Origin of the sequence: Streptomyces sp. NPDC001480 (assembly GCF_042894725.1) — a bacterium.
In the GTDB taxonomy this organism is placed as follows: Bacteria; Actinomycetota; Actinomycetes; order Streptomycetales; family Streptomycetaceae; genus Streptomyces.
The window spans coordinates 455554-482131 of the sequence record NZ_JBIAVX010000002.1; the positions used below are offsets into that span (position 1 = coordinate 455554).

At 72.6% G+C, this 26578-nt stretch carries 25 protein-coding genes; 12 read left to right on the plus strand and 13 right to left on the minus strand.

The window, feature by feature from the left end:
• The first annotated feature begins 63 nt into the window (after window positions 1–63).
• Entirely contained in the window at window positions 64–513 is a 450-nt protein-coding gene (locus ACFY01_RS05980; protein ID WP_390734415.1) for a MarR family winged helix-turn-helix transcriptional regulator, read from the plus strand.
• A 24-nt stretch (window positions 514–537) separates the two neighbouring features.
• On the opposite strand, the gene ACFY01_RS05985 is transcribed toward ACFY01_RS05980, so the two are convergent.
• Both ACFY01_RS05985 and ACFY01_RS05990 read right to left on the minus strand, forming a co-directional pair.
• Window positions 538–2142: a peptide-N4-asparagine amidase gene (locus ACFY01_RS05985; protein WP_390734416.1), complete on the minus strand. Its 1605-nt coding sequence runs from the start codon at window positions 2140–2142 to the stop codon at window positions 538–540.
• Between the two features lie 51 nt (window positions 2143–2193).
• On the minus strand, window positions 2194–2958 hold the full coding sequence (locus tag ACFY01_RS05990; protein ID WP_390734417.1) for a L,D-transpeptidase family protein: 765 nt from the start codon (window positions 2956–2958) through the stop codon (window positions 2194–2196).
• 175 nt (window positions 2959–3133) lie between these two features.
• Between ACFY01_RS05990 and ACFY01_RS05995 the strand changes: the two genes are divergently transcribed.
• The 4 genes from ACFY01_RS05995 (at window position 3134) to ACFY01_RS06010 (ending at window position 7815) form a co-directional block, all read left to right on the plus strand.
• Window positions 3134–4945, plus strand: a complete 1812-nt coding sequence (locus tag ACFY01_RS05995; RefSeq protein WP_390734418.1) for an ABC transporter transmembrane domain-containing protein — start codon at window positions 3134–3136, stop codon at window positions 4943–4945.
• On the plus strand, window positions 4942–6723 hold the full coding sequence (locus tag ACFY01_RS06000; RefSeq protein WP_390734419.1) for an ABC transporter ATP-binding protein: 1782 nt from the start codon (window positions 4942–4944) through the stop codon (window positions 6721–6723). The genes ACFY01_RS05995 and ACFY01_RS06000 overlap by 4 nt, the downstream gene beginning before the upstream one ends.
• 282 nt (window positions 6724–7005) lie before the next feature.
• Entirely contained in the window at window positions 7006–7473 is a 468-nt protein-coding gene (locus ACFY01_RS06005; protein WP_390734420.1) for a DUF5709 domain-containing protein, read from the plus strand.
• 45 nt (window positions 7474–7518) lie between these two features.
• Window positions 7519–7815: a type B 50S ribosomal protein L31 gene (locus ACFY01_RS06010; protein WP_390734421.1), complete on the plus strand. Its 297-nt coding sequence runs from the start codon at window positions 7519–7521 to the stop codon at window positions 7813–7815.
• 20 nt (window positions 7816–7835) lie between these two features.
• Here ACFY01_RS06010 and ACFY01_RS06015 read toward each other — a convergent pair whose 3' ends face one another.
• Complete coding sequence (locus ACFY01_RS06015) at window positions 7836–8630, minus strand: metal-dependent hydrolase (protein ID WP_361801736.1); 795 nt, start codon at window positions 8628–8630, stop codon at window positions 7836–7838.
• A 145-nt stretch (window positions 8631–8775) separates the two neighbouring features.
• Here ACFY01_RS06015 and ACFY01_RS06020 point away from each other — a divergent pair, with 145 nt between their 5' ends.
• Window positions 8776–11289, plus strand: coding sequence for a DEAD/DEAH box helicase (locus ACFY01_RS06020; RefSeq protein ID WP_390734422.1), 2514 nt, complete (start codon window positions 8776–8778; stop codon window positions 11287–11289).
• Between the two features lie 19 nt (window positions 11290–11308).
• On the plus strand, window positions 11309–12184 hold the full coding sequence (locus tag ACFY01_RS06025; RefSeq protein ID WP_390734423.1) for an acyl-CoA thioesterase: 876 nt from the start codon (window positions 11309–11311) through the stop codon (window positions 12182–12184).
• A gap of 16 nt (window positions 12185–12200) precedes the next feature.
• Here the strand turns inward: ACFY01_RS06025 and ACFY01_RS06030 are convergent, their stop codons facing one another.
• Both ACFY01_RS06030 and ACFY01_RS06035 read right to left on the minus strand, forming a co-directional pair.
• Entirely contained in the window at window positions 12201–13112 is a 912-nt protein-coding gene (locus ACFY01_RS06030) for a DUF6397 family protein (RefSeq protein ID WP_390734424.1), read from the minus strand.
• A 125-nt stretch (window positions 13113–13237) separates the two neighbouring features.
• Window positions 13238–13651: a roadblock/LC7 domain-containing protein gene (locus ACFY01_RS06035; protein WP_132854825.1), complete on the minus strand. Its 414-nt coding sequence runs from the start codon at window positions 13649–13651 to the stop codon at window positions 13238–13240.
• Between the two features lie 94 nt (window positions 13652–13745).
• Between ACFY01_RS06035 and ACFY01_RS06040 the strand changes: the two genes are divergently transcribed.
• The gene (locus ACFY01_RS06040; RefSeq protein ID WP_390734425.1) at window positions 13746–14174 is read left to right on the plus strand and encodes a PPOX class F420-dependent oxidoreductase; all 429 of its coding nucleotides are present in this window, start codon (window positions 13746–13748) and stop codon (window positions 14172–14174) included.
• 15 nt (window positions 14175–14189) lie between these two features.
• Here the strand turns inward: ACFY01_RS06040 and ACFY01_RS06045 are convergent, their stop codons facing one another.
• The 5 genes from ACFY01_RS06045 to ACFY01_RS06065 form a co-directional block, all read right to left on the minus strand.
• Window positions 14190–14795, minus strand: a complete 606-nt coding sequence (locus ACFY01_RS06045) for an ATP/GTP-binding protein (protein WP_390734426.1) — start codon at window positions 14793–14795, stop codon at window positions 14190–14192.
• Between the two features lie 71 nt (window positions 14796–14866).
• Window positions 14867–15280, minus strand: coding sequence for a DUF742 domain-containing protein (locus ACFY01_RS06050; RefSeq protein WP_390734427.1), 414 nt, complete (start codon window positions 15278–15280; stop codon window positions 14867–14869).
• Window positions 15281–15302: 22 nt separating this feature from the next.
• Window positions 15303–15776, minus strand: a complete 474-nt coding sequence (locus ACFY01_RS06055) for a roadblock/LC7 domain-containing protein (protein WP_390734428.1) — start codon at window positions 15774–15776, stop codon at window positions 15303–15305.
• Window positions 15773–18286, minus strand: a complete 2514-nt coding sequence (locus tag ACFY01_RS06060; protein ID WP_390734429.1) for a nitrate- and nitrite sensing domain-containing protein — start codon at window positions 18284–18286, stop codon at window positions 15773–15775. Before ACFY01_RS06060 ends, ACFY01_RS06055 begins: the two co-directional genes overlap by 4 nt.
• Before the next feature lie 50 nt (window positions 18287–18336).
• The gene (locus tag ACFY01_RS06065; RefSeq protein WP_390734430.1) at window positions 18337–19110 is read right to left on the minus strand and encodes an MHYT domain-containing protein; all 774 of its coding nucleotides are present in this window, start codon (window positions 19108–19110) and stop codon (window positions 18337–18339) included.
• A 151-nt stretch (window positions 19111–19261) separates the two neighbouring features.
• On the opposite strand from ACFY01_RS06065, the gene ACFY01_RS06070 reads away from it, so the two are divergent.
• Complete coding sequence (locus ACFY01_RS06070; protein WP_390734431.1) at window positions 19262–19861, plus strand: class I SAM-dependent methyltransferase; 600 nt, start codon at window positions 19262–19264, stop codon at window positions 19859–19861.
• A 16-nt stretch (window positions 19862–19877) separates the two neighbouring features.
• On the opposite strand, the gene ACFY01_RS06075 is transcribed toward ACFY01_RS06070, so the two are convergent.
• Window positions 19878–20651: an alpha/beta fold hydrolase gene (locus tag ACFY01_RS06075; RefSeq protein WP_390734432.1), complete on the minus strand. Its 774-nt coding sequence runs from the start codon at window positions 20649–20651 to the stop codon at window positions 19878–19880.
• 136 nt (window positions 20652–20787) lie between these two features.
• Here ACFY01_RS06075 and ACFY01_RS06080 point away from each other — a divergent pair, with 136 nt between their 5' ends.
• The 3 genes from ACFY01_RS06080 to ACFY01_RS06090 all read left to right on the plus strand — a co-directional run bounded on the left by ACFY01_RS06080 (window position 20788) and on the right by ACFY01_RS06090 (window position 22766).
• The gene (locus ACFY01_RS06080; RefSeq protein WP_390734433.1) at window positions 20788–21330 is read left to right on the plus strand and encodes a PadR family transcriptional regulator; all 543 of its coding nucleotides are present in this window, start codon (window positions 20788–20790) and stop codon (window positions 21328–21330) included.
• Between the two features lie 133 nt (window positions 21331–21463).
• Window positions 21464–21760, plus strand: a complete 297-nt coding sequence (locus tag ACFY01_RS06085) for a hypothetical protein (protein ID WP_390734434.1) — start codon at window positions 21464–21466, stop codon at window positions 21758–21760.
• A gap of 133 nt (window positions 21761–21893) precedes the next feature.
• Window positions 21894–22766, plus strand: coding sequence for a hypothetical protein (locus ACFY01_RS06090; RefSeq protein ID WP_390734435.1), 873 nt, complete (start codon window positions 21894–21896; stop codon window positions 22764–22766).
• A 40-nt stretch (window positions 22767–22806) separates the two neighbouring features.
• Here the strand turns inward: ACFY01_RS06090 and ACFY01_RS06095 are convergent, their stop codons facing one another.
• Together ACFY01_RS06095 and ACFY01_RS06100 are read right to left on the minus strand one after the other, a co-directional pair.
• Entirely contained in the window at window positions 22807–26220 is a 3414-nt protein-coding gene (locus tag ACFY01_RS06095) for a hypothetical protein (RefSeq protein ID WP_390734436.1), read from the minus strand.
• Window positions 26221–26382: 162 nt separating this feature from the next.
• Window positions 26383–26565 (minus strand): hypothetical protein, encoded by a 183-nt coding sequence (locus ACFY01_RS06100; protein WP_390734437.1) that lies wholly within the window; start codon window positions 26563–26565, stop codon window positions 26383–26385.
• Window positions 26566–26578: the final 13 nt, after the last annotated feature.

Below are 26578 nucleotides of genomic sequence, written 5' to 3' on the forward strand. Positions count from 1 at the left end.
CGACGGATCTCAGGTCATTGTTACCTATACTCACAATGAACGGCATCCTGATATTGTTCCCGCATGACCACCCCCGACCCCGAGGGCCTGCTCGCCGAGCAGTTGCTGCGGCTGACGCGCCGGGTGCACCGCATCCAGAAACACCATCTGGAACAGCGTGACCTGGGCATCACCCCGGCCCAGTCGCGGCTGCTGCGCACCCTGGCGCACTACGGCTCCCCGCCGCGGATGGCCGACCTCGCCGAGCGCCTCGAGGTGGTGCCGCGCGCGGTGACCACCCTGGTGGACGGGTTGGAGGCGAGCGGCAGGGTGCGCCGGGTGGCCGACCCGACGAACCGGCGGGTGACCCGGATAGAGCTGACGGACGCGGGCCGCCAGGCACTGGAGGAGCTGCGCGGCGCGCGCCGGTCGGCCGCGCGCGAGATCCTCGCGCCGCTGACGGACGAACAGCGCGAGGTGCTCGGCGACCTGCTGGACACACTGGTGGACGGGGCGGCGGCCGGGCGCTGCTGACCGTCTCACGCCCGGGGGCGGCGCTCAGCAGCGGCTGTCGTCCTCGGTCAGCACCCCCTGGACGGTCGTCAGGGAGCGGTCGTGACAGCCGCCCGAGCCGTGGAGCCGGTAGCGCTCGCTCGTCGTGCCGACCGCGTGGCGCTGATCGCGGGGGACGTCGAGGGTGTAGGTGGCGTCGCCGGTGTAGGTGTCGTCGAGCCGCGACCACGCCGTGCGCCTGCCGCCGCGGGTCTCGGCCACCGCCGCCCGGTCGCCGAGCGTGAGCACCGTGCGCAGCCGGTCGTCGGCACCGATCGCGGTGGTCCCGTTCATCGTGTACGTCCGGTGCGTGCGCGTCGTCCGGGCGGGCCCGCGTCCGTCGGTCGTGACCGACTCGTCGTCCGTCCAGGTGGCGTCGAGTCCGTCCGTCGTCTCGCCCTCGGTCCACCGGTGTGCGGAGGTGTTGGCCAGCGTCCGGCTGACGGTGGTCGTCACGCGGCCGTGCGAGGTGTCGACGTATCCGGCGACGGTGAGCCGGTGACCGGCGTCGGTGTCCACGCGGTGCTCCGAACCGGGCGTGTAGGACGAGGAGTTCCTGATGTCGCCCTCCTTGTGCACCGTGAGCCCGCCGGTGACGTGCGCCCGGCCCGCGTCCTGCCAGACCAGGACGTTCACCGGAGTGCTCCAGCCCGTCTGTCCCGCGGGGACACCGACCACGGACACCTCGACGCGGTGCGGACGGCCGTCGTCGAGGATGCCCGCGTAGGGCGTGAGGTCGTACTCGACCGGCCGCACGTCGAAGGCCCGCGGACCCGGGACGACGTACCAGAGGAAGGGGTTGGACCAGCCGCCGGTCCACACGTTCGGGAAGGGCGCGGCGATCCCCGCCAGTTGGCCGTCGACCTTGACCTGCACCTCGCGGTAGGGGCCGCCGGCCGCCTTGCAGGAGTACGGCGCCGGGTCGGGGGCGGCGAGGTACCAGAACTCCTCGCAGCCGCCGCCGGAGCCGGTGGCGTACACCTCGGCGACGACGCGCTCGCTGTTGCGCGGGGCGGTGAGGGTGGTCCCGGCGGCCGTGTCGGTGAGGGTGAGGACGCGGTCGGGGACTGTGGTGGCGGGACGGCCCGCGTAGAAGGTCAGCGTGACCTTGACGTCGATGACGCCCGTGTACGTGTCGTCGACGACGTTCCCGATGAGCATTTCGACGTCTCCCGGGTCGCGGAAGGTGGAGCTGTAGCGCGTGACGTCCTTCTCCACGGACCACTCGATGCCGTCCGGCGACGGTTCCGGTGTCGACGTGCGCAGGATCTCCACGCCACCGACGTGCAGATAGCCGAGCCGGTCGTACTGACGGCCCTTCACCTTGCCGTCGAGCCGCAGTACGACCTTGCTCCAGCGGTCGCCGCAGCCCTCAGGGGGCGTGTAGGTGCCCTTGTACGGGGTGAAGTCCCGGAACTGCGTCTCGGCGAGGGTGACGCGGCAGGACTTGGTGTGCGGCGCGGTGACCGGCGGGGCGGCGGTCACCGGGTCGTGCCAGTCGGTGCCGAACTCCGCGGGGACGTCGGCGGACCGGGCGGGAGCCGCTCCCAGGAGGACGCCCGCCAGGAGGGTGAGCCCGGCGAGCATGGACATGACTATCCGGCTTCTCATGGCCGGTGTTCTACGGGGAGTCGGGGCCGGCCGCAATGACGCCCGGGCGGATCAGGCCTTCAGGTCCACCCGGTCCCCCATGACGATGACCGGCCGCCGGGCCGGGTCGAGCGTGCGCAGCAGGTACTCCATGGCCTCCTTCGAGACGCTGACGCAGGCCGACGTGCCACTGCCGTGGTCCATGTGCAGCCAGATGCCGCCGCCCTTCTGTTCGCCCTCGGGACGGGACGGGTCGTTCGGCGGGGTGCCCCTGACGCGGTTGTAGTCGATGGCGATGACGTAGTCGAAGTCGTGCCAGTGCGACTCGTCCCACTGACGCGGGGCCGCGAACGACTCGTCCTGCGTGTACGGCAGTCCCGCACCGGGGTCGTCGAGCACGCCGCCCGCGTCGGAGAGCGTGTAGACGCCGACGGGGCTGCGGTTGTCCCCCATGTGGTGGTCGGTGCTCCAGCCCTTCTTGCCGTTGTGGGCCGGCCAACCGCGCGTCCGCTCCCAGCCGGTGCCCCGCTTGGTGTACAGCACGAGCGTGGCTTCGGCCGAATCCTTGCCCCGGCCGTAGACGACCACGACCTGGCCGGAGGCCGCGGGGATCCGCCGGCGCAGCCCGTCGCCGACGCCCGGTACGCGGGTGGTGCGGACAGCGGCGGGGCTGCCGTGCCGGTTGCGGGCGGGGGCTCCGCGATCCCCGCCGGTCCGGGCCCCGCCGTCTTCCGCCGAGCCACCCGGTGACAGGGCGGTCAGGGCGGTCAGGGCGGTCAGCAGGGTTCCGAACGCCGCCACCAGGACCGTGGCACGCCGCACACCGTTCGTCTGCACCGGCCCATGGTGACACTCCGTACCGGCTGATTGCGCAATGTTCCGGACAGGACGCGCGTATCGCCGTCATGGAAAACCGTTTGCTTTCGACCACGCTGCGACGCGAACCTTTCACGGTTTGTTGCCGCCGCTCTCGCCCCCTCCCCCGACACGAGCCACTGGGACGACCCAAGCCATGCAGATTCAAGACCTTCCGTATCCCGACCCGGGCGTCCCCGACGCGCGTTCGGGTCCCCGATTCCTGTGGTGGCTCGGGCGGAACCAGCTGGGCGGGCAGATGAAGTCGCTGGCCTGGGGCCTGCTGCACTTCGTCTCCGTCTCCGCGCTGCCGTTCTGCGTCGGACTCGCCGTGCAGGCCGTCGTCGAGCGCTCGGGCACGCGCCTCGCCCTGACCGGCGGACTGATGGCGGTGTGCGGCGTCGGCATCGCCGTCGGCGACACCTTCCTGCACCGGGCCGCCGTCACCAACTGGATCACGGCGGCCGCCCGCGTCCAGCAGTTGCTGGCCCGCAAGGCCGCACAGCTGGGCTCCGCGCTGACCCGACGGGTAGCGGCCGGCGAGGTGGTGGCCGTCTCCACCGGGGACGTGGAGAAGATCGGCTGGTTGGTGGAGGCGGTCTCGCGCTTCACCGCGGCCGCGCTGACGGTGGTCGTGGTCTGCGTCGCCCTGCTCGTCTACCAGCCCGCGCTCGGCGTGGTGCTCGCGGTGGGACTGCCCGTGGTGGCGCTCGCCGTGCTGCCGCTGCTGCCCCACGCGACGCGGCGCGCCGACGTGCAGCGCGAGAAGGCGGGCCGGGCCACCGAACTCGCCTCGGACACCGTGGCCGGTCTGCGCGTTCTGCGCGGCATCGGCGGCGAGGAACTGTTCCTCGACCGCTATCGCAGCGCCTCCCAGGAGGTCCGGCGGGCGGCCGTGCGCAGTGCCCGGATGTGGTCCCTGATCGCCGCGATCCAGGTGCTGCTGCCCGGGCTGCTGCTGATCGCGGTCGTCTGGCACGGCGTCCACCTGGCCCGCGCGGGGCGGATCACCGTCGGAGAACTCGTCACCGCGTACAGCTCGGTGATGATCCTCGCCTATCCGCTGCGGCACTTCGAGGAGATCGCCATGGCGTACTCCTTCTCGCGCCCCTCGGCCAAGCGGGCCGCGCGCGTGCTGTCCCTGGAACGCGCCACGGACGTCGGGGGCTCGCGCGCTGCACAGACGCCGGGCGGTGAGCTGTACGACCCGGAGACCGGTCTGCTCGCGCCCTCCGGCCGGCTGACCGCCGTGGTCTGCGGGGACCCGGACGCGGCCGGGCGGCTCGCCGAACGACTGGGCGGACACGCCACCGAGCCGGGCCCGTCGGTGCTGCTCGGCGGGGTGCCGCTGGACGAGCTGCCCCTGGACAGCGCCCGCACCGCCGTCCTCGTGCAGGACAAGGACCCGGTACTGCTGTCCGGTTCGCTGCGCGAGCTGCTCGAGGTGCCCGCGTCCGGTGCCGTCGAGGCCGAGGCCGCGCTGGCCGCCGCGCAGTGCGGAGACGTACTGGAGGCCCTCGTCCAGGGATCGCTGGACGCCACCGACCCGATGGACGCCCGCATCACCGAACGCGGTCGCTCGCTCTCGGGCGGCCAGCGCCAGCGGCTCGCGCTGGCCCGATCGCTGATCACCGACCCCGAGGTACTGGTCCTGGACGAGCCGACCTCCGCCGTCGACTCGCACACGGAGGCACGGATCGCGGAGGGGGTGCGCGGCCTGCGGGCCGGCCGCACGACGGTGGTGTTCACCTCCTCGCCACTGCTCCTGGACCGCGCGGACCGGGTCGTCCTCGTGCACGACGGCGAGGTCGTGGCGGTCGGTGTGCACCGCGAGCTGGTGCACACCGAGCCCCGGTACCGGGCGGTCGTGACCCGCGAGACCGACGACGAGGCTCGCGTGACCGGACCGCTGGAAGACGACCGCGCCGCCCTGCGGGGCGCGCTGGAAGAAATCGAGGAGAGCGCATGATCGGCGTCGCGCCACCGGCGTACGACCCGGCGGCCCCGACGACGGCCACCACCCTGCCCGTCGGCGCCTCGGCGACCGTACGCGCCTACGTGGCCGAACTGTTCCGCCGGCACCGCCGCGCCTTCGGGATCCTGATCGCGGTCAACACCGTCGCCGTGGTGGCCTCCATGGCAGGCCCCTACCTGGTCGGCGGGCTGGTGGAACGGGTCTCCGACGGGGCACGCGAACTGCACCTGGGCCTGACCACCGGCCTGTTCGTGCTCGCGCTGACGGTCCAGGCGGTGTTCGTACGCGAAGTACGGCTGCGCGGGGCGATGCTCGGCGAGAGGATGCTGGCCGACCTGCGCGAGGACTTTCTCGTCCGGTCGGTCGGGCTGCCGCCGGGGGTGCTGGAGCGGGCCGGCACCGGCGACCTGCTCTCCCGTATCACCACGGACATCGACCGGCTCGCCAACGCAATGCGCGAGGCGGTACCGCAGCTGGCGATCGGGGTCGTGTGGGCCGCGCTGCTGCTCGGCGGGCTCGTGGTCACCGCGCCGCCGCTGGGGGCCGCCGTACTGCTGGCCGTACCGCTGCTGGTGGCGGGGTGCCGCTGGTACTTCAAGCGGGCCCCGTCCGGCTACCGCTCGGAGGCCGCAGGGTACGCCGCCGTGGCCGCCGCGCTCGCCGAGACCGTGGACGCCGGCCGCACCGTCGAGGCCCACCGCCTCGGCGAGCGCCGCATCGCCCTGTCGGAGCGCCGGATCAAGGAATGGACGGCCTGGGAGCGCTACACCCTCTGGCTGCGGTCCGTGCTCTTCCCGGTCATCAACGCCACCCATGTCACGGTCCTCGGCTCGGTCCTCATGGTCGGCGGGTTCTTCGTGCTGCACGGCTGGATCGGGGTGGGGCAGCTCACCACGGGCGCCCTCATCGCGCAGATGCTCGTCGACCCGGTCAACCTGATCCTGCGCTGGTACGACGAGGTGCAGGTCGCCCAGGTGTCGCTGGCCCGCCTGGTCGGCGTGCGCGACATCGAGCCGGCCGCCGGGGACGCGGCGCCGGACCCGGACGGACGCGACGTGCAGGCGGACCGGGTGCACTTCGGCTACCGCGAGGGCGTCGACGTCCTGCGCAAGGTGTCGCTGGAGGTCGCGCCCGGCACCCGGCTGGCTCTCGTGGGTCCCTCCGGGGCCGGCAAGTCCACGCTCGGCAGGCTGCTCGCCGGCATCTACGCTCCCCGGGAGGGCCGGATCACCCTCGGCGGCGCGGAACTCTCCCGGATGCCCGCCGAGCAGGTTCGCTCGCACGTCGCCCTGGTCAACCAGGAGCACCACGTGTTCGTCGGCTCCCTGCGCGACAACCTGCTGCTGGCCAGCACCGGCGCCACCGACGCCGAGCTGTGGGCCGCCCTGGGCGCGGTCGACGCCGACGGCTGGGCGCGGGCGCTGGACGACGGCCTGGACACCGAGGTCGGCTCGGGCGGGCTGGCGCTCACCCCGGCCCAGGCCCAGCAGATCGCGCTGGCCCGGCTGGTGCTGGCCGACCCGCACACGCTGGTCCTGGACGAGGCGACCTCGCTGCTGGACCCGCGCGCGGCACGGCATCTCGAGCGCTCCCTGGCCCGCGTCCTCGACGGCCGCACGGTGGTCGCCATCGCCCACCGGCTGCACACCGCGCACGACGCCGACGTGATCGCCGTCGTGGAGAACGGCCGGATCAGCGAGCTGGGCAGCCACGATCAGCTGGTCGGGGCGGACGGCGCGTACGCGGCGCTGTGGCGTTCCTGGCACGGATGATCCCGCGGAAGGCAGGACGGCCGGCGGGGCCGGAGGGGCCGTGCGCACTGCCGTCGGACGGCTCGGGGCCGGGGCCGGGGTATGCGCTCTCGGGCCAGGCCCCGTGCCGTTGCGCGGTGCCGAACCGGAGTGGAAGGCTGGAGACTGGCACCGGCTTGGGGAGCACCCGGGAAGCGTCCGGTCACCGTCCGGTTCGCGCCGGGTGACACCTGTGCCCCGCATCCCGGCGGTCAGCCGCCGGACGCGGTGAGAACGGGCCGTGCCCAGCAGCTGGAGGTACCCGTGGACAGCACCGACGGATGGGGAGATGACGTATACCAGCCCGATGCGTCCGAGATCCAGGACGACGCGGGACTGCTCGACGCGGAGGACACACTCGTCGACGACGGTGTCGACGATCCCCTGGACCGCGGCTGGTCCCCTCCCGAGCGACCGTGGGCGGTGGAGCACGCGGGCGTGACGGCGGGCGAGCGCCGGCGGGGCGAGACTCTGGACGAGCGCCTGGCCGAGGAGATGCCCGACCTCGCCACCCCCGACGGCGACGGTATCGGCGACGTCGAGGACACCGACGGCGAACTGCTGGACAACGAGGTCGGCGATCTCCGCTCCGGTCGTCTCGTGGCCCCCGACGAAGGGGCGCACGAGGACGAGGAGGCCGCCCTCGTCGCCACCGACGTCGGCATCGACGGCGCGGCCGCCTCCGCCGAGGAGGCCGCGATGCACATCGTGGACGAGGACACCTTCGGCTGAACCCGACGCAGCACGCCCGCCGACCGCCCCGTGCGAGGAGCCGCCATGCAGCAGGACAAGCACCCCGACTACCACCCGGTCGTCTTCCGTGACCGCGCCGCCGGCTACGCCTTCCTGACCCGGTCCACCGCGACCAGCGACCGGACCATCGAGTGGGACGACGGGGAGACGTACCCCGTCGTCGACGTGGAGATCTCCTCGGAGAGCCATCCCTTCTACACCGGCCAGGCCCGCACGGTCGACACCGAGGGGCGCGTCGCGCGTTTCGAGCGCCGGTACGGCGGAGCGGACGCCGGGTCCAGCGGCGGGTCCGCTCCGGGCGGGGGCGGCGAGCCGGCCTGAGCCCGAACGGCCCGAGCCCGTCAGATGACGTTGAGCGCCGCCGCGCAGCCCACTCCGCCGAGCAGCATGAACACCGGCATCAGCACCTTGAGCTCGACCCAGCTGCCCGCCCGGAACCGCATCGCCTTCGGCGGCCCCAGCGGGTACCAGCGCTTGCGGCCCACAGGGATCGGCCACAGGATCGGGCAGCCGGAGACGGTCAGCGCGTCCCCGATGTCATGCACCAGCGCCCCCAGCACGACGGGCAGCCCCAGCCACAGGTACTCCTGCCCGGGCGCGGTGAACAGCCAGTCGGAACCGTTGCCCGGCTTGTCCAGGATGCCGGCCAGGATCCACGCGCTCGTCGCGGCCAGCAGCCAGACCAGGACATCGCTGCTCGAGCCGCGGGCCGCCCGCCACAGCAGGCCCTCGATGGCCAGCACCATGTGTGCGAACAGGATCGCCAGCACGGCCCACCGGCCCCCGGTGATCGCCGCCGCGGAGCAGCCCCCGCCGATCAGGACCGCCCACAGCCAGGTGTGCGTCAGCGTCCGGTGACCGCCGGAGCGCCGCGGGTCGCCCTGCTTTCTGGTCGCCTTGTAGACGGCGTACGACAGCTTGTCCACGATCTCGCAGATCCAGCGGGAGAGCGGCCCGAAGGCGCGCGAGATGGTCGCCGCCTTGTGGTCGAGGTCGGGGGCGAGCGCGGCTCCGGCGCAGATCAGCGCGCCGACCAGGAGCACCGGCCAGGGCATCGGGTGGCCCGCCGCGGCGGCTGCCGCTCCGACACCGAGCCAGGCGGCGGCCCCCGACAGTGAGTGTGCTGGTCCCATCATGGCCGTTGCCCGCCCCATTCCTCGTGTGCCGCTGTCCAGTTGACCGGGTGCGTTGACGCTCCGTCGGCGACACAGCGTAGCTGCCGTGATCTTCCTGCTCGCAGCCGATTCCCCCATCGGCCGGGAGGCCAGGCAAGATGGGTGCGTGACCCTCATCGATCAGCTGCCGCCGACCGCCGACCCCGACGCCCTGTACGAAGCCTTCGAGTCGTGGGCCCAGGAGCGCGGTCTCACGCTCTACCCCCACCAGGAGGAGGCGCTGATCGAGGCGGTCTCGGGTGCGAACGTGATCGTGTCGACGCCCACCGGCTCGGGCAAGTCCATGATCGCCGCGGGCGCGCACTTCGCCGCGCTGGCCCGGGACGAGGTCACCTTCTACACCGCTCCGATCAAGGCGCTGGTGTCGGAGAAGTTCTTCGAGCTGTGCAAGCTCTTCGGCACCGAGAACGTCGGCATGCTCACCGGCGACGCCTCCGTGAACGCCGACGCGCCCGTCATCTGCTGCACCGCCGAGGTGCTCGCGTCCATCGCGCTGCGCGACGGCAAGAACGCGGACGTCGGCCAGGTCGTCATGGACGAGTTCCACTTCTACGCGGAGGGCGACCGCGGCTGGGCCTGGCAGATCCCGCTGCTCGAACTGCCGCAGGCGCAGTTCGTCCTGATGTCGGCCACGCTCGGCGACGTCTCCTTCTTCGAGAAGGACCTCACCCGCCGCACCGGCCGCCCCACGTCGGTGGTCCGCTCGGCGACCCGCCCGGTTCCCCTGTCCTACGAGTACAAGTTCACCCCGCTCACGGAGACGCTCACCGACCTGCTGGAGACCAGGCAGGCGCCGGTGTACATCGTGCACTTCACCCAGGCGCAGGCCGTGGAGCGGGCGCAGGCGCTGATGAGCATCAACATGTGCTCGCGCGAGGAGAAGGAGCAGATCGCCGAGCTGATCGGCAACTTCCGCTTCACCACGAAGTTCGGCCGCAACCTCTCCCGGTACGTCCGGCACGGCATCGGCGTCCACCACGCCGGCATGCTGCCCAAGTACCGGCGCCTGGTGGAGAAGCTGGCACAGGCCGGTCTGCTGAAGGTGATCTGCGGCACGGACACTCTGGGTGTCGGCGTGAACGTGCCCATCCGAACGGTGTTGTTCACGGCGCTGACCAAGTACGACGGCAGCCGTGTGCGCACCCTGCGCGCCCGTGAGTTCCACCAGATCGCGGGCCGGGCCGGCCGGGCCGGCTTCGACACGGCGGGGTTCGTGGTCGCGCAGGCGCCCGAGCACGTCATCGAGAACGAGAAGGCACTCGCCAAGGCGGGCGACGACCCGAAGAAGCGCCGCAAGGTGGTGCGCAAGAAGGCACCGGAGGGCTTCGTCGGCTGGACGGAGAACTCCTTCGAGAAGCTGATCGCCTCGGAGCCGGAGCCGCTGACGTCCCGCTTCCGGGTCACGCACACGATGCTGCTGTCGGTGATCGCCCGGCCCGGCAACGCCTTCGAGGCGATGCGCCACCTCCTGGAGGACAACCACGAGCCGCGCAAGCAGCAGCTGAGGCACATCCGGCGGGCGATCGCGATCTACCGCTCGCTGCTGGACGGCGGCATCGTGGAGAAGCTGGACGAGCCGGACCCCACGGGCCGCATCGTCCGCCTCACGGTCGACCTCCAGCAGGACTTCGCCCTCAACCAGCCGCTGTCCACGTTCGCGCTCGCCGCGTTCGAGCTGCTGGACCCGGAGTCGCCCTCCTACGCCCTCGACATGGTGTCGGTCGTCGAGTCCACCCTGGACGACCCTCGCCAGATCCTCGTCGCGCAGCAGAACAAGGCGCGCGGCGAGGCGGTGGCCGCGATGAAGGCGGACGGCGTCGAGTACGAGGAGCGCATGGAGCGCCTCCAGGACGTCACGTACCCGAAGCCCCTGGAGGAGTTGCTCTTCCACGCGTACAACACGTACCGCAAGAGCCACCCCTGGGTCGGGGACCATCCGCTGTCGCCGAAGTCCGTGATCCGTGACATGTACGAACGGGCGATGTCCTTCACGGAGTTGGTGTCCTTCTACGAGCTGGCCCGCACCGAGGGCATCGTGCTGCGCTACCTCGCCAGCGCCTACAAGACCCTGGATCACACCATTCCGGACGACCTCAAGTCGGAGGACCTCCAGGACCTGATCGAATGGCTCGGCGAGATGGTGCGCCAAGTCGACTCCAGCCTGCTGGACGAGTGGGAGCAGCTGGCCAACCCGGAGGAGATGACCGCCGAGGAGGCTCAGGAGAAGGCCGACGAGGTCAAGCCGGTCACCACCAACGCCCGCGCCTTCCGGGTGCTGGTCCGCAACGCGATGTTCCGCCGCGTGGAGCTCGCCGCCCTCGACCAGGTCGACGAACTGGGCGAGCTGGACGCCGGGTCGGGCTGGGACGCCCAGGCCTGGGGCGAGGCGATGGACAAGTACTGGGACGAGTACGAAGACCTCGGCACCGGTCCCGACGCCCGCGGTCCGAAGCTGCTGGTGATCCAGGAGGAGCCGCAGAACAAACTCTGGCGCGTCCGCCAGATCTTCGACGACCCCAATGGCGACCACGACTGGGGCATCAGCGCGGAAGTCGACCTCGCGGCCTCCGACGTGGAGGGCCGTGCGGTCGTCCGCGTCACCGATGTCGGCCAGCTGTGAACACAGGAGACTTCCGCCCATGACGAATCCGGCCGAGAGGCTCGTCGACCTGCTCGACCTGGAGCAGATCGAGGTCAACATCTTCCGTGGACCGAGCCCGCAGGAGTCCCTGCAACGGGTCTTCGGCGGGCAGGTGGCGGGCCAGGCGCTGGTCGCCGCCGGGCGCACCACGGACGGTGACCGTCCGGTGCACTCGCTGCACGCGTACTTCCTGCGCCCGGGCCGCCCGGGCGTGCCGATCGTGTACCAGGTGGAACGGGTCCGGGACGGACGGTCGTTCACGACGCGGCGGGTCACCGCCGTGCAGCAGGGCCGCACGATCTTCAATCTGACCGCCTCCTTTCACAAGCCTGAGGAAGGACCGTTCGAGCACCAGCTGCCGCCGGCCCGCGAGGTGCCGCACCCTGAATCCCTGCCGACGGTCACGGAGGAGATCCGCAAGCACCTGGGCGCGCTGCCCGAGCAGCTGGAGCGGATGGCGCGCCGCCAGCCCTTCGACATCCGTTACGCCGACGGGCTGCGCTGGCACCCCGAGGAGATCGAGGGCGCCGAGCCGCGCAGCGCGGTGTGGATGCGGGCGGTCGGCCCGCTGGGCGACGACCCGCTGGTGCACACGTGCGCGCTCACCTACGCCAGCGACATGACCCTCCTGGACGCGGTCCGCATTCCCGTCGAGCCGCTGTGGGGTCCACGGAATTTCGACATGGCCTCGCTGGACCACGCGATGTGGTTCCACCGGCCGTTCCGCGCGGACGAGTGGTTCCTGTACGACCAGGAGTCCCCGATCGCGACAGGGGGTCGTGGTCTGGCCCGCGGGCGGATCTACGACCTGCACGGGCGTCTGCTCGTGTCGGTCGTCCAGGAAGGGCTGTTCCGGTCCTTGCAGTCGCTGTAGCCGAGGTGGCCGCTGTTCAGTGCGCCGCGGGCCGGGGGCTTCTGCGGCGCAGCCAGTTCCGCAGTCCGCGTGAGGCCTTCGGCGAGCACACCGCGTCGGGTGCGGGCGGGGCCGGGAGTCGTGCGGGCACGGACCCGCGCGGCACCGGGCGTGGAGCGGGCCGGTGGGCGCGAGCCTCGTCGACCGTCTGCGCCAGGTCGTCGCGGAGCCGGCCGACCTCGTCCGGGTCGTCCGCCGTCATGATCCGCACGGCGAGATCCGCCGATGGCGAGCCCGGCGTGCCGTGGGCGGGCGGCCCCGGACGGAACCGGTTCACATGGGCCCGTTCGTAGGGGTCCTGGACCATGTCCGAGATGTGCACGGGGTCGAGGAAGGCGGCCACGGCCCCGGCGCGCTCCCACGGATCGTCGGCCTGTCGCAGCAGGAATCCGAGGTGGCGTCCGCGCCAGGTGCGGGCCCGCAGGTCCAGCCCCTCCCCCAGTCGGTCGCGCAGGGCTTGAGGGGTACGGCCGGTCAGCAGGCGGGCGTTCCGCTCGTCCGCCGCGAACTTCCGCAGTTCCTCCGCCAGATAGAGCCAGACCACGGCGCGGTACCGGTTCAAGTAAAACCTGACTGGTACCACAAGACCGAGGCGCGCGAGCCGGGTGAACCGGGCGGCCGACACCTCCATCAGCGCCGCGCCCTCTGTGGTGCCCACGGTCCTGACGCTCTCCCGGAACGATTCCGGGAATCCGTCCTGCGCGCGCAGGCGCTCGATCTCGGCACGGTCGACGCGGCGGCCTCCGCCTCCTCCCTCGTCGGGCAGGGTACGGATCCGGCCGAGGTGTACCGCGAGGTCGAATTCACCGCGGCTGAGGCCTAGTTCGCGAGCGGCGCGGCTCGGCGTGCAGGTCGGGTGACGCGGTGCCTCGATGGTGTTGCCCGTCATGGTCGTCTCCCCCGTGGAGTCGGTGGCTCACGCCGTCCGCGCTCGCCGTGAAAAAACCGTAGCCGGTCCGGCGAATTTCCGGGCGGGCCTGTGGATAACTCCGTACGGGGCAAGGAATGCGCAGGTCAGAGGTCTTCTTTGGGTTCACGCCCGGGCTGGCGGGCGTCCACGCCGAGGTGCTCGCCGACGCGGTTGACGAGCAGCGTCATCTCGTAGGCGATCTGGCCGATGTCGGCTTCCGCGCCGCTGAGTACGCACAGGCAGCTGCCGCTGCCGGCGGCGGTGACGAACAGGACGGCGTCGTCGTACTCGATCATCGTCTGGCGGACTCTGCCCGCGCCGAAGTGGCGTCCCGAACCCTTGGCCAGGCTGTGCAGTCCGGACGCGACGGCGGCGAGGTGCTCCGCGTCCTCGCGGCGGAGGCCGGTGCTCGCGCCCGTCACCAGACCGTCGTTCGACAGGACCAGCGCGTGCCGTACCTGTTCCACACGCCCGGTCAGGTCGTCCAGGAGCCACCCGAGTCCCTGGTTCTGCGCCATCTTCCGTCTCTCCCCGTGTGACGTCTCCCCCTGGCTGGAGGAACTTCCCGCCAGCCTTCCCCACGACCGGCGTCCGGGCAAGGAGGATGGGGGCATGGCACAGAAGATGACCGATGAGGAATGGCGGGCGTTCGTCTCGGAGGGCACCCGCACCGGCAAACTGTCCACTGTGCGCGCCGACGGCAGCCCGCACGTGGCGCCGATCTGGTTCCTGCTGGACGGCGACGAAGTGGTCTTCAACACGGGCAAGGAGACCGTGAAGGGGCGCAGTCTGGCCCGTGACGGACGCGTCGCGCTCTGCGTGGACGACGACCGGCCCCCCTTCCACTTCGTGACGCTGAGCGGCCGAGCCCGGCTGTCCGAGGACCTCGGCGAGGTCCGGGACTGGGCGACCCGGATCGCCGCACGGTACATGGGTGAGGAACGGGCCGAGGAGTTCGGCGCCCGCAACGGTGTTCCGGGGGAACTCCTGGTCCGCGTCACCGTGGACCACGTGGTGGCGGTGAAGGACATGACGGGCTGAGGCCGCCTCCGGCGGTCAGCCCACCGAGTCGAGCAGCCGGGCGGTGTGCATCCGCCCGGCGTATTCGACGAGCCGGATCAGCACCTCCTTTCCCGAGTCCCGGTCGCGGGCGTCACAGAGGACCACGGGCGTGCCCTGGTCGAGGTCGAGGGCGCGGCAGACGTCCTGGGCACCGTGGGCGCGGGCGCCGGAGAAGCAGTTGACGGCCACGACGAACGGGATGTGCCGGTGCTCGAAGTAGTCCACGGCCGGGAAGCAGTCCTCCAGCCGCCGGGTGTCCGCCAGGACCACCGCTCCGAGGGCGCCCTGTGACAGCTCGTCCCACAGGAACCAGAAGCGGTCCTGGCCCGGTGTGCCGAACAGGTACAAGGACAGGCCCGAGCGGATGGTGATGCGGCCGAAGTCCATGGCCACGGTGGTGGTGACCTTCTGGTCCACACCGTCGGTGTCGTCGACCAACTGCCCGGCTTCGCTGAGCAGTTCCTCGGTGCGCAGCGGGCGGATCTCACTGACCGCGCCGACCAGGGTGGTCTTGCCCACGCCGAATCCGCCGGCGACCAGAATCTTCAGCGCCAGGGCGGGCGTCTCGCCGTCCGTGGTGTCGGGGTGCTCGGAGGCCATGATCACTTCTCTCGGGGGTGGGAGTCGCGGCCGGCGGCGCGGCGTGGGGCCGGTGGGTGGTGAACTGTCATCTACAGCGCTCGCAATCCCGCGATGACCTCGCGCAGAATGCGTTCGTCGGGCAGCTGCGCCGGCGGTACCGGGCGGCTGATCGTGACGCAGCCCAGGTCCAGCAGATCGCCCAGCAGCACCCTGATCACGCCCACGGCAAGGTCCGCGCCCGCGGCCAGTTCGGCGACCGACTGCGTTTCCGTGCGGCACAGGTCGACGAGCGTGTGGTGCTCGGGGCCGAGCGCGGGGTCACCGTCCGCGGGAAGGCCACCGGGGTCGAGTGTGACGAGTGCGATCAGGTCGAAGCGCACTCCGGTGGGGCCGGACGTGGTGCGGCCGCCTGTCATGGCGTAGGGACGGACGAGAGGTCCGGCCTCGCCGTCGTACCACTGGCTGCCCTGTTCCCGCGCGGCGTCCGTGGTGTTCTCGGTCATCTGTGCCGACCGCCCTCTCGGTTCATCCGGCGGCAGGCGGCCGGGCGGCGGCCCGGGGGGCCGTGTGGAGGTGTTCGCCGACGCGCCTGACCAGCCGTGCCATCTCGTACGCGACGAGTCCGATGTCTGCCGTGACCGCGGTGAGGACGGCGAGGCAGGAACCGTCTCCGGCGGCGGCCACGAAGAGGAAGGCGTCGTCCATCTCCACCATGGTCTGGCGCACCCCACCGACCCCGAAGTGCCGCCCGGTGCCCTTGGCGAGGCTGTGGAAGCCGGAGGCGACGGCGGCGAGGTGCTCGGCGTCCGCGCGCTCGAGGCCGGTGGAGGCGCCCACGGCCAGACCGTCGTTGGACAGCACCACGGCGTGCCGTACGTCGCCGACGCGGGTCACCAGGTCGTCCAGCAGCCAGTCGAGTTCGCCGGACCTCCCCCACTCCTGGCTTCGCTCGCGCGGGGGGACCCCCATGGCGGCCCTCATGCTCGGGTCCTGGATCATGCGGGGTCTCCTTCACTGCTGTCGCTGCCCGTTTCGGGATCGGGGGTGGCGCCGCGGCCGGGGCGCCTGCCGCCGCCGCGCGTCCAGCCGGCGCGGTAGGCCGCCATGCGGTCCCGCACCAGTTCCGGGGTGCGCTGGTCGTCGCTGTGCGCGTCCGGTGCCGGGGACGGCTTCTCGGGGCGGTGTTCGCGCAGTTGGGGCGCCAGACTCGCCTGCCGTATCCGGCGCGGGAGGTCGTCGGAGCCCTCAAAGTCGTTCGGGGGGCGGTGCAGCCGCAAGGTGGTGACTCCCGGGGGTGCGGATTCGGACGCGGTTCGTGCCGAGGGCCGGCCGGTGGCCGCGGGGGCGGGCCGGTCGGCGGACGCGGCCACAGCCTCCTGGGGCGCGCCGGGCACGCGCTCGTACGCCGGGTGCCCGGCCCGTTCCGGGTCCGCCGCCGAGCGGTCGGCGGCTTCCGCGACGCCGCTGTGCAGCAGGGCGGTGGGTACCAGGACCACGGCGGTGGTGCCGCCGTAGGGGGAGGTGCGCAGGTGCACCTTGATGCTGTGGCGCGCGGCGAGCCTGCTGACCACGAAGAGGCCCAGGCGATCGCTGTCGAACAGGTCGAGCGCCTCGGACTGCTCGATGCGCCGGTTGGCCTCGGTGAGGGTCTCGGGGCCCATGCCCAGGCCACGGTCCTCGATCTCCAGGGCGTAGCCGTTGCCGACCGGTTCGCCCGTGACGCGTACGCGCGTGTGGGGCGGGGAGAACTGGGCGGCGTTCTCCACCAGTTCGGCCAGCAGATGGGTGAGGTCGGCGACTGCGGCGCCGACGACGGATGCCTCGGGGAGCTGTCTCACCTCCACGCGCGCGTAGTCCTCGACTTCGGAGACGGCCGCGCGTACGACGTTGGTGAGGGAGACGGGCATGCGCCAGGCCCGGCCGGGTGCCGCGCCGGAGAGGATGATCAGGCTTTCCGCGTGGCGTCGCATGCGGGTGGTGAGGTGGTCGAGCCGGAAGAGGTCGCCGAGTTCGCCCGGGTCGTCCGAGCGGCGTTCCATGCTGTCCAGCAGGCTCAGTTGGCGGTGCACCAGGACCTGGCTGCGGCGGGCGAGGTTGACGAAGACCCCGGAGATGCCGCTGGCGAGTTCGGCGCGCTCCACGGCGGCGCGCAGGGCGGCGCGGTGCACGGTTCTGAGGGCCTCGGCGACCTGGCCGGTCTCGTCCTCGGCGGGCGGCTCCGCAGGGGCCTCGGTCGGGATGTCGATGTCCTCTCCGGCGCGCAGTCTCCGCATCGCCTCGGGAAGTTTGCGGCGGGCGATCTCCAGTGCGCCGTTGCGCAGGCTGACCAGCTCGACCACGAGGGCGCGTCCGATGCGCACGGAGATGACGAGCGAGGCGGCGACGGCGACGAGGCCGAAGAGGACGGCGGCGCCGGCCGGGGTGAGGAGACCTCGGCCGTACGGGTCGGCCCGGCCCGCGACGGTGCTCGCGGCGTCAGTTCCGATGGCCCGCATTCCGTCCCGCACGCGCGCGTGGGCGGTCTCCCAGGTGGCTGCCGGAGCCGCGTCGACCGCGCGGACGCCAGGGCGTGCGGCCAGGACCTTGTCCTCCATGCTGGCGATGCCGGTGTAGGCGCCGCTCGCGGCGAGGTTCCGCCAGGCGGCACTCTGGGCGTCGGGCAGGTCGGCGACGGCGGTGTCGGTGAGCGTGCGGCGCGTGTCGACGGCGCCGGCGAACAGCCGCAGTCGTTCACCCGCGAGACCTCCGGCCGAACGGGCGCCGCCGAGCACGACGTCCTCCTGTGCCAGTGCCTCCTGTGCGCGGGAGAACTCGAGGAGTACGCGCGCGTCGGAGCCGAGGTCGGCCTGCTGGATGCCGGTGAGGGCGCCGTCGACTCCGAAGGCGGTGCTGATGGTCCGCGTGTACTGCCCGTACGTCTCCTTCCAGCCTGCGCGCCGGTCGAGTACCGCCCTGCGCAGCGTGCGCAGGTGCTCGGCCCCGGTGACGAAGGTGTCCAGGCGCTGTGCGACACCGGAGGGCAGTTCCTCGCTGTCCGCGACGGTGTTGTCGTCGCCGAGCCGCAGCCGGGCCACGGCGCGGTCGGTGCGGGCGGCAAGGGTCCGCAGGTCGCCGCCCTGTCCGGCGACCGGAGCGGTCGCGTACCGGACGGCGGCCGCGCGCTCGGCCTGGAGAGCGGTGACGGCGCCTGCGAGCGGGGTGCGCAGTTCGGCGTCCACGCGCTGTGACTGGCGCAGTCGTGACACGTCCTGGGCGGTGCTGACGGTGGCGTACGCCCACAGGGCGAGCAGGGAGACGACGGGCACCATCAGCAGGCTGACGACCTTGGCCCGTACGGTCCGGGGCCGCAGCCGCCGGCGTCCCGCGCGCGTGGGGGTGCCGTCCGAGGCCTGGCCGGGTGTGTCGTCGGGGTCCTCCTCGGCCGGTCGACCGGCATGGGCGCGACGGCCGCGCGCGGGCGGCGGGGACGGCGTCTGAGCGCCTGGGGTGGTCCTACGGGGTGTACGCATGGCCTTCTCGCTCGGAAGTGGGTCGTAACAGCTCTGCGGCGGGAGGCCGGTCAGCCGGCCGGGTTCTGCACCGCACGCTGCGCGGAGGCGGACGCCTCGCGTTCCCCCGCGGTCGGTGAGAGGGCGACGAAGGCCGAGGTGATGAACAGGTAGGACCCGAGGCCGACGGCGAGGGGGAAGATGAACTGCATCGCCGTGGCCCCGGGCAGGACCTCGCCGGAGGGGGTGACGTGCACACGGACCGCGAACATGCCGGTGTAGTGCATGCTGCTGACAGCCGCTCCCATGACGAGCGAGGCGACGGTGACCGCGACGGGCGACTTGATGTTGAGACCGGCCCACAGGGCCGCGGTCGCGGCGACCACGGCGATCAGGACCGAGATCCCGACGAGTACCGGGTCGTAGGTCACGTCACCGTGCAGCCGCACCGCGGCCATGCCGATGTAGTGCATGCTCGCCACGCCCAGCCCGGTGGTGAGGCCGCCGAGCAGGAGGGCGCGGGTGCGATCGCGGCTGTAGCCGACGGCGAACACGCCGGCGCAGACCACGACCATGGCGACCAGGAGGCTGAGGATGGTCAGCGGCACGTCGTAGCGGATGTCGGTGCCGCTGACGCTGAAGCCGAGCATGGCCACGAAGTGCATGGTCCAGATGCCGGTGCCGATCGCGGAGGCCGCGGTGACGAGCCAGTTGCGGCGCGCCCGGCCGGTGGTGCCGAGCGCGCGGACGGTGCAGCGCAGCCCCAGGGCGGCGCCGATGCAGGCCATCACGTACGACAGCGCGGGGGTCAGCCAACCGAGGGAGGCGTGGTCCAGGTGTCCCATGGCCCCGGGACGCTAGCCCCGGCAGGGGCGTACAAAGGGGGCGCATTTCGAAAGGTGCCGGAATCTGGCACAGACATGCGCCGGAACGATCGCGTCACGTTCGAACATGCGCGCAGCGCGCCCTCCAAACAAGTGAGGGAGTATGCGCACCATGAGCGACGACCACACACACGTCCAGGAGTTCTTCACCGCCCGGGCGGACGACTGGGACAGCAAGTTCCCGGAGGACGGCCCGGTCTTCGCGGCCGCCGTGGCCGACCTCGGGCTGCGCCCCGGCGACCGCGTGCTCGACGCCGGCTGCGGCACGGGACGCGCCCTGCCGCCGCTGCGCGCGGCCGTGGGGCCGTCCGGAGCCGTCATCGGAGTCGATCTGACACCCGCGATGCTGCGGGCCGCCGTACGGGCGGGGCGGGATCGTCACGGGCGGCTGCTCCTGGCCGACGTCGCCGCGCTGCCCTTGCGGTCCGGGGCGTTCGACGCCGTGTTCGGTGCGGGCCTGATCGCACACCTACCGCATCCGTCGGAGAACCTCCGGGAGCTGGCGCGCGTGGTGCGGCCCGGCGGCATCCTGGCCCTGTTCCACCCGATCGGGCGGGCCGCGCTGGCAGCCCGCCAGGGCCGTCGCATCACCCCGGACGACCTGCGCGCCGAAGGCAACCTGAGGCCGCTGCTGGCCGGTGCCGGATGGCGCATGACGTCGTACGTCGACGAAGACGCCCGTTTCCTGGCGCTGGCGGTCCGCGAGGGATAGCTTCCGTCACCCGGTTTCAGGCCGTGGCGCGGGGCTGGTCCTCGCCCGCCACCGCCGCCACGAACGCGTCGGGGTTGTCGAACATGATGTTGTGGCCGGCGGCCGGGACCGTCCGCACGCGGACCCCGGCCGCCTCCAGCCGCTCCCTGCCGGGCAGTTCACCGCTCAGCTCGCCCTGGAGGAACACGCGCTCGATCCCCAGCCCCTCCAGGATGGTGCGCATGACGGGGTCGGAGCCCCTCCTCAGTCCGACGGCACTGCGGTGCAGTCCGCGCGGATCGGCCAGCCGCATGGTCGACGCCCAGAGCGGGCCGACCCTCTCCAGCACGCGCGCGTACCCGCCCGCCACGAAGTCCTCCTCCTCGTACGAGGCGATTCCGCTGCTGCCCGCGGTGGCCGGCGGAAACGCGTCGAGATTGGCCTCCGTGAGGACGAGCCGGGAGACCAGGCCGGGCCGCCGGTGGGCGAGCACGACGGCGACGGCTCCGCCCATGCTGTGCGCGATCAGCTCGGCCCCCGTCAGACCCGACTCGTCCAGCGCGGCCGCCACGGCGTCGGCGTGCTCTTCCAGGGTGTAGCCGAAGTCCTCGGGCCGGTCGCTCACGCCGTGCCCGGGCAGGTCGACGAACAGGCTGCGCCGGCCGGCGAGCTCGGGCCGGGCCGCGATGTGCGCGTGGTACACGGTCGAGGCCGCCCCCAGCCCGTGCAGGTACACGCGCGCGGGTCCGGTACCCGGGGTCTCGGTCCACCGGATGCGGCTCCCCTTGCCGTCGAACTCGGCGTGCTTCATCACGTCCTCCTTGGTCACAGCCCTGGCAACGGTCGGCACGACAATACCTCGGCGACGATGTATTGCGGAATAGATATACGGCCCGCTCGATATACGGACTCGACGACATACCGCGAACCTGAGAGAGAATGCGTGCATGCTGGAGCTCGCCATCCTCGGATTCCTTTACGACGCCCCGCTGCACGGCTACGTCCTGCGCAAGCACATCGCGGCGCTGACGGGCCACGTACGGCCCATCGCCGAGAGCACGCTGTACCCCGCGATCAAGCGCCTGGAGAAGGCCGGCCTGCTGGCGCGGGCCACCGAGCCGGGTTCCGTGGCCGCACCGCGCCATGTGCTGACGCTGACCGAGGAGGGCAGGCGCGAGCTGCGGCACAGGCTCGCCGAACCGGGCCCGCGTGACATCACCGACGAGAACCGCTGGTTCACGGTGCTCGCCTTTCTCCGGCACCTCGAGGACCCGGCCGCGCAGGCGGCGGTGCTGCGGCGCCGGCTGGCCTTCCTGGAGGAGCCGGCCAGCTTCTTCTACGACGGCGACCGGCCGCTGCGCGCGGAGGAGTTGGACGACCCGTTCCGGCGCGGCATCCTCACCGTCGCCCGGGCCACCAGCCGGGCGGAACTCACCTGGCTGCGCGAGACCCTGGCCTCACTCGACGGGCTCGGCAGCCGCCGCGCGTAGCGGGGGGGCGCACCAGGAGGGGAAGGCCGCTTCACCGCGTCGTCCCTCTTTTGCCACCGAGGCTCCAACCTTACGTTGAACAACGACGGATGGACGATCAGCAAGAGATGCCACTCAGGGGAAGGTGGTCCGTATGTGGGGCAGGATCCGCGACAAGGTCGCCCGGCCGGCCGTCTCGGGGCGCGGGGAAACGGGTGGGGATGGTGAAAAGCGCACGCACAATCTGTTCGATGCCGCGGCCACCTATGTGTCCGCCCGCGCGGAGGACGACCAGGACCGGATCGACGAGGCAGCGTCCTGGGTGTCGCCGGAGGCGTTGTCGTTCGGGGTGAGCGAGCTGGCGTACCGGGCCGTCATGGCGCTGGCCCGGGAACGCGACGAGTCACCGCGGAAGGTGGCCCGTGACCTGCTGGGGCTGCCCGTGGCCTGACCCGGGTCCGGCGAGCGGCATTTCGCCCCGTCCAGGTGGATACCTGCGCAGCTCTGCGTGGTGGCGGTCGTGACAAGGGCGTTCCGCTCGCACTAGGGTGCGCGCCGTTGGACGAACCACTGGGGAGGCTGGGATGCCTGGGACGGAAGAGGAGGCCGTCGCCGCCGCGGACGATGCGCTGTACGTGCTCACAGCTGTGCTGCTGACGCCGGCGCAGTTTCCGAGCGTGCTGGGCGACGACTATCCGGAGGCGTGCGCCGCGCTCGGCCTGGCGCCGTACGCGGACGGCTACGGCCTGGTGCTCGGCCAGGACGGCGACGGCGCCCGCTGGACGGTCGTCATCGACGACGTCTCGCTGGTCGCCGTGGCGATCGCGTCCTGGGACTGCGGCATGGAGTACGAACTGTCGCCCGACGAGCGCACGGTCGTCGCCGCCCTGCCCGGCTGGCCCCTGGCGGTCGCCGTCGCCGCTCCGAACGTGCCGGCGCCGCACGACCCCGGTCCCGACGCCGCGGACCGGCCTGCGCTGGCCCCGCCGGACACCACGTCCTGGGGACCGGCCCAGCGGCGTCTGGGCGCCGACGAGATCGCCTTGCAATGGGCGATGTGGCGGGGGCAGATCAACGAGGCCGACTTCGTCGCACCGGGCGGCTCGGCCCCGGCACAGGACGGCGGAGCGGACCCGCAGGACGGTCCGGCGGACGCGCGGGGCGGCGGAGCGGACACGCCACCGCGGGGCCACCGCGGCGTTCGGCGTGTTCTGGCGGAGGCTCACGCGTACGTGGACACGCCGCCGCCGCTCGGCCGGATCCGCTCGTCGTTCGCCCCGGGGGACGCCCGCACGCTGCGCGTCGACGGCCCGGGCTGGTCGATGGTGGCCCGCACCGACGACATGGCGTTCGTGCTGCTCGACGAGGAACCCGGCGAGGTGCTGCCGGTGGGCCGGGGTCCGGAGCTGCCCGGCTTGCTGGGGGCGCTCGACAAGCTGGCGGCACGGCCGAGCTGACGCCGTCGGCGCCCTGCCCGGGCGCCGGGGGCGGTGCAGGTCACCCGCTGCTGTCCGTATCGATCAGGAGGGCCTCCATCGCGATGTCCGGGGCCTCGTGGGCCCTGAGCGCTTCCAGTTCGGCCCGCCACGGCTCCGTCCAGCCCGTTCCGCGACCGCCGACCCTGACCAGAGCCAGAGCGAGCACCCCGGACGCGGCCGTCGCGCGTGAGCGCAGGCTACGAGCGGCCGCGAGCAGGGCCGCGCGCGTGGGCGGCCGGTCCAGGTCCACTGGTACGTAGTCGGTGGTGCTGGGGATGCGTCCCGGGCCGGTTTCGCACAGCCGCGCCAGCCGGTTCCACCGGTGCTCCTCATGGAGTCCGTGGCGTACGGCCTCCACTGCGGCCTCCCATCTGAGGCGCGCGGCGTCGGCGTGCATGCCGACGGACTCCAGCGTGTCGGCCAGACCGTCCAGGAGGTGCAGGGCCTTGCCGCGGTCGAGGCCCGGCCGTATGGCGGCGCACCACTGGTGCAGGCGCCGCAGCGCCTCGACACGTGCTTCCGGATCATCGGTGCGGGCCCGTTCGGCCATGGTGTCGAACACGGTACGGGCGGCGGCCTCGGCGGCCGGTCCCGGCGGGAAGAACAGCAACTGCTGCGCCGCCGCCCGCCAGACCCGGTGGGGCCGGTCCGGGTCCGCCATCACCTCGGACAGCACGCGGAGGGCGTCGGTGGCCTCGGGGGTCAGCCGGCCCGCCAGCGCCTGGCAGGCGGCCACCGTCGTGTCCTCGCCGGCCTCCTCGACGAGCCGCACGAGGAACGCCCGGTACGGCTCGCCCTTGGTGGCGGGGACCGCTTGCACGCGCGTGTGCACGACGGCGTCCCGTACCGCGGGTTCGTCGGCCGCCGCGCGCAGCCGGTCCGAGACGCCGGCGTGGTCGATGTCCGGCAGCAGCACGCGGGCCAGTACGGCCCGAACGTCCGGGTGCTGTCCCGGAGCGTCCCAGGCGGCCAGGAGAGCCTCGAACGCGCCGTCCAGGGTGCCCAGGGCGCGTACGGCCTCCTTGCGCGTACCCACGGGCGCGTCGGTGGCTGCCGCGACGGGCGCCAGCAGGGCCACGGCGTCGCGGTCGGGGACCCGCTCCAGGAGCCGCCGCAGCGCGGCCAGGGCGGCCCGTCCCCGCACTCCTCCGCTCGCGGCGTGTCGCAGCAGGAGGTCACACAGCTCGGCGCGGGTGGCCTCCGGCGTCCGGTCGGCGGCTTGGCCGGTGGCTTCCCCGAGGGCCGTGAGCGCCGCCGCGGCCACGGGCTGCGGGGCCTCCCGCACCAGCACCGTCAGCCGGCGGGGGTCCCGCAGCAGGGCGGCGGCGTCGGTCCGGGTGCGCAGGGGTGCGGTTTCGTCGGTCGCCACGCCGGCGAGGTGCACGGCCCACGCGTCCCGTTGACCGGGCAGCCACCGGCCCATCGCCCCGGGAGGCACCTTGGGCGCCCAGGGCACCGCGCGGGGCCGCAGCCGCCCGGTGAACTGTCCTCGCACGGCCGCGAGGACGGTGTCGAGGACGTCCGTGCGCCGGACGGCGAGGGTCCGCAGGACGACCGGCAGGGTCGCGAAGGTGGCGTCCAGGGCGACGAGTTCGGCGCAGCGCCTCTCCCGCAGGTGCGGCGGCCGGACCCAGACCGCCGCGGCACGGGCGGCGAGTTCCGGGGCGTCGCAGGTGAGCGCGACCTGTCGGACCGCGGAGTCCAGGGCGGGCAGCGCGGTGAGCCGGTGAGCGAGGAGTTCGGCGAGCGCCGTGGTGACGTGGGGCCGGTTCCGCGCCTGCCCGCAGGCGGCCGCCCAGATGGCCCGGGCCGCCTCCTCGTCGACGCTCAGGGTGGTCACCGCTCGGGCGTACGGCGCCGCGAGCACGACCTGGCCCAGCAGTCCGGCCGCGTGAACGGCACGGTCGCGCCGGCCGGCCCGTGCGGCCTGTTCGACGACACGGCGCAGCAGCCGCTCGGCGGCGGCCAGGCAGGCCGGTGTCGTGTCCCGCGACTGGACGGTGGTGAGCACGGCGTCGCGCAGCACGCGTTCGGGCAGGGCGGCCAGCAACCGCGGCTCGGCACCGGCGAGTTGTTCCAGGGCCCAGCGGCGTACGTCGACCTGGTCGTGCCAGGCGCGTTCGCAGTCGACCGCGATCCGGGCGAACTCATCGGGATCCCCGTCGAGTTCCGCACAGGCGAGCAGTGCCGGCCAGGCCACGGCACGATGGTGGGACCGGTGGTTCGAGGTCATTTCCCGCAGCACCGGTTCGGCGTCGGCCAACGGCAGGGCCGCGGCCAGCCTGGTCTGGGTCCAGGGGCGGTTGTTGTGGCGGTCCAGCCTGGGCCGGATGATCTCCGCGCGGTCGGCGGGGGTGAGGGCGGCGAACAGGCTGAGCGGGGCGCTCCCCAGTCGTCCGCCGTCGGTGAGCCGCCGCTCGGCGACACTTCGCCGGTCCGCCGCCGGCAGGAGCGCCAGCAGCGCGTCGGGGGCGACCTCACGCCGTTCCGGGCCGCGCATGCGGCTGCCGGTGGCGGGGCAGCGCTCGGCCAGGAAGGCGAGGTCCTCGGCGGGCAGTTCGCGCAGTGCCCTTCGTACGGAGGGCGGCAATGGGCCGGCGGGCACGCAGTAGTGGGGCAGCCGGCCGTCCTCGTCGGGTTCCGCCGCGCGCAGGATGGCCGCCGCTTCGGCGGGCCGTCGGAGCGCCGAGAGGACCCCGCGGGAGGTGAGCAGGGCCGGGGCCCGTTCCAGGAGCAGGAGTGCCGTGCCGGGATCGCGGTGGGCGGCGATCGAGGTGACGGCGCGGTACCGGGTCGTGAAGCGGTGTCTCTCCTGCCGCGGACACGCTTCGAACTGTGCGGCGAGGTACCCGGCCACGGCTCTCGGTGCGGTGCGGGCCAGGGAGTTGAGGACACCCTGGGAGGGATGGAGGCGACTCAGCCAGGCCGCCGCGGTCCTGGCGGTGCACGCGGGCAGCAACGCGGCCGCCTCACGCGCCCCGTGCCGCTCGTGCACGCGAGGCAGCAGCCGGTCGGCGAGTGCGTGCCGACGGCTGAGCCTGAGCAGTCGGAAGGTGTCGTGACGGACGGTCCTGATCTCGCTCAGGGCCACTCGTTCCAGGGCGTGGTCGGGGATCGGCAGCCGGATGGCGGCCGCACGGGCCCGGCGCCCGAGCACGGGATCCGTGAGGACATCGGCCACGCGTTCCAGGTCACGCCGTACGACGGCCAGGAAGAGCGCGGTGTGCCGTTCGTCGCGGTCGCCGAAGTCGAGGGCGTGGTGCAGGGTTTCGTAGGCGTCCGGGGTGAGAGTGCGGGCGTAGCGCGCCAGGGCACTCATGCGTTCCGGGAACGGCAGGGGGTCGAAGTGGGCCCTCAGCCAGGCGGGCGTCAGCGGCGCCTGCGGAGGGAGGGGCTGTCGGGAGGGCGTCCGCGACGCCTCGTCTCGGGCCATCAGCGCTCACCGTGGAGTCGCCGGGCCTCCTTTCCATACGTCATGGCCGTCATCGTGGTCCCTGGTGATCAACGGCGCAAGCGAATTCACGGCGGCCGTCTCAGCGCCGCCCGCGGACCCGATCCGTCGGCCGGTCCCCGGGCGGCGATGTGGCGACTCGCCTCAGCGGCCGATTTCCTTGCGCGTGATGCGGCGCAGCCTGCGTCGCTGCGAGGGATCCAGCGTGAGGTACGCGGCCGCGGGCACGCCCAGGACGATCAGGAACGAGACCCACCAGGGCAGCCATATCAGCAGGATGAGCCCGACCGCCACACCTCCTGCGGCGATCTTCGCGTTGTTCGACATGAGCGTCGCCTCC

Coding starts and splice junctions, on each gene's coding strand:
- ACFY01_RS06055 (WP_390734428.1), bottom strand. CDS start 15,776: ATGATCCAGGACCCGAGCATGAGGGCCGCCATGGGGGTCCCCCCGCGC.
- ACFY01_RS06080 (WP_390734433.1), top strand. CDS start 20,788: ATGCTGGAGCTCGCCATCCTCGGATTCCTTTACGACGCCCCGCTGCAC.
- ACFY01_RS06085 (WP_390734434.1), top strand. CDS start 21,464: ATGTGGGGCAGGATCCGCGACAAGGTCGCCCGGCCGGCCGTCTCGGGG.
- ACFY01_RS06050 (WP_390734427.1), bottom strand. CDS start 15,280: ATGACCGAGAACACCACGGACGCCGCGCGGGAACAGGGCAGCCAGTGG.
- ACFY01_RS06065 (WP_390734430.1), bottom strand. CDS start 19,110: ATGGGACACCTGGACCACGCCTCCCTCGGTTGGCTGACCCCCGCGCTG.
- ACFY01_RS06090 (WP_390734435.1), top strand. CDS start 21,894: ATGCCTGGGACGGAAGAGGAGGCCGTCGCCGCCGCGGACGATGCGCTG.
- ACFY01_RS06030 (WP_390734424.1), bottom strand. CDS start 13,112: ATGACGGGCAACACCATCGAGGCACCGCGTCACCCGACCTGCACGCCG.
- ACFY01_RS06015 (WP_361801736.1), bottom strand. CDS start 8,630: ATGATGGGACCAGCACACTCACTGTCGGGGGCCGCCGCCTGGCTCGGT.
- ACFY01_RS06035 (WP_132854825.1), bottom strand. CDS start 13,651: ATGGCGCAGAACCAGGGACTCGGGTGGCTCCTGGACGACCTGACCGGG.
- ACFY01_RS05980 (WP_390734415.1), top strand. CDS start 64: ATGACCACCCCCGACCCCGAGGGCCTGCTCGCCGAGCAGTTGCTGCGG.
- ACFY01_RS06040 (WP_390734425.1), top strand. CDS start 13,746: ATGGCACAGAAGATGACCGATGAGGAATGGCGGGCGTTCGTCTCGGAG.
- ACFY01_RS06095 (WP_390734436.1), bottom strand. CDS start 26,220: ATGGCCCGAGACGAGGCGTCGCGGACGCCCTCCCGACAGCCCCTCCCT.
- ACFY01_RS05985 (WP_390734416.1), bottom strand. CDS start 2,142: ATGAGAAGCCGGATAGTCATGTCCATGCTCGCCGGGCTCACCCTCCTG.
- ACFY01_RS06025 (WP_390734423.1), top strand. CDS start 11,309: ATGACGAATCCGGCCGAGAGGCTCGTCGACCTGCTCGACCTGGAGCAG.
- ACFY01_RS06075 (WP_390734432.1), bottom strand. CDS start 20,651: ATGAAGCACGCCGAGTTCGACGGCAAGGGGAGCCGCATCCGGTGGACC.
- ACFY01_RS06100 (WP_390734437.1), bottom strand. CDS start 26,565: ATGTCGAACAACGCGAAGATCGCCGCAGGAGGTGTGGCGGTCGGGCTC.
- ACFY01_RS06045 (WP_390734426.1), bottom strand. CDS start 14,795: ATGGCCTCCGAGCACCCCGACACCACGGACGGCGAGACGCCCGCCCTG.
- ACFY01_RS06010 (WP_390734421.1), top strand. CDS start 7,519: ATGCAGCAGGACAAGCACCCCGACTACCACCCGGTCGTCTTCCGTGAC.
- ACFY01_RS06060 (WP_390734429.1), bottom strand. CDS start 18,286: ATGCGTACACCCCGTAGGACCACCCCAGGCGCTCAGACGCCGTCCCCG.
- ACFY01_RS06000 (WP_390734419.1), top strand. CDS start 4,942: ATGATCGGCGTCGCGCCACCGGCGTACGACCCGGCGGCCCCGACGACG.
- ACFY01_RS06070 (WP_390734431.1), top strand. CDS start 19,262: ATGAGCGACGACCACACACACGTCCAGGAGTTCTTCACCGCCCGGGCG.
- ACFY01_RS05995 (WP_390734418.1), top strand. CDS start 3,134: ATGCAGATTCAAGACCTTCCGTATCCCGACCCGGGCGTCCCCGACGCG.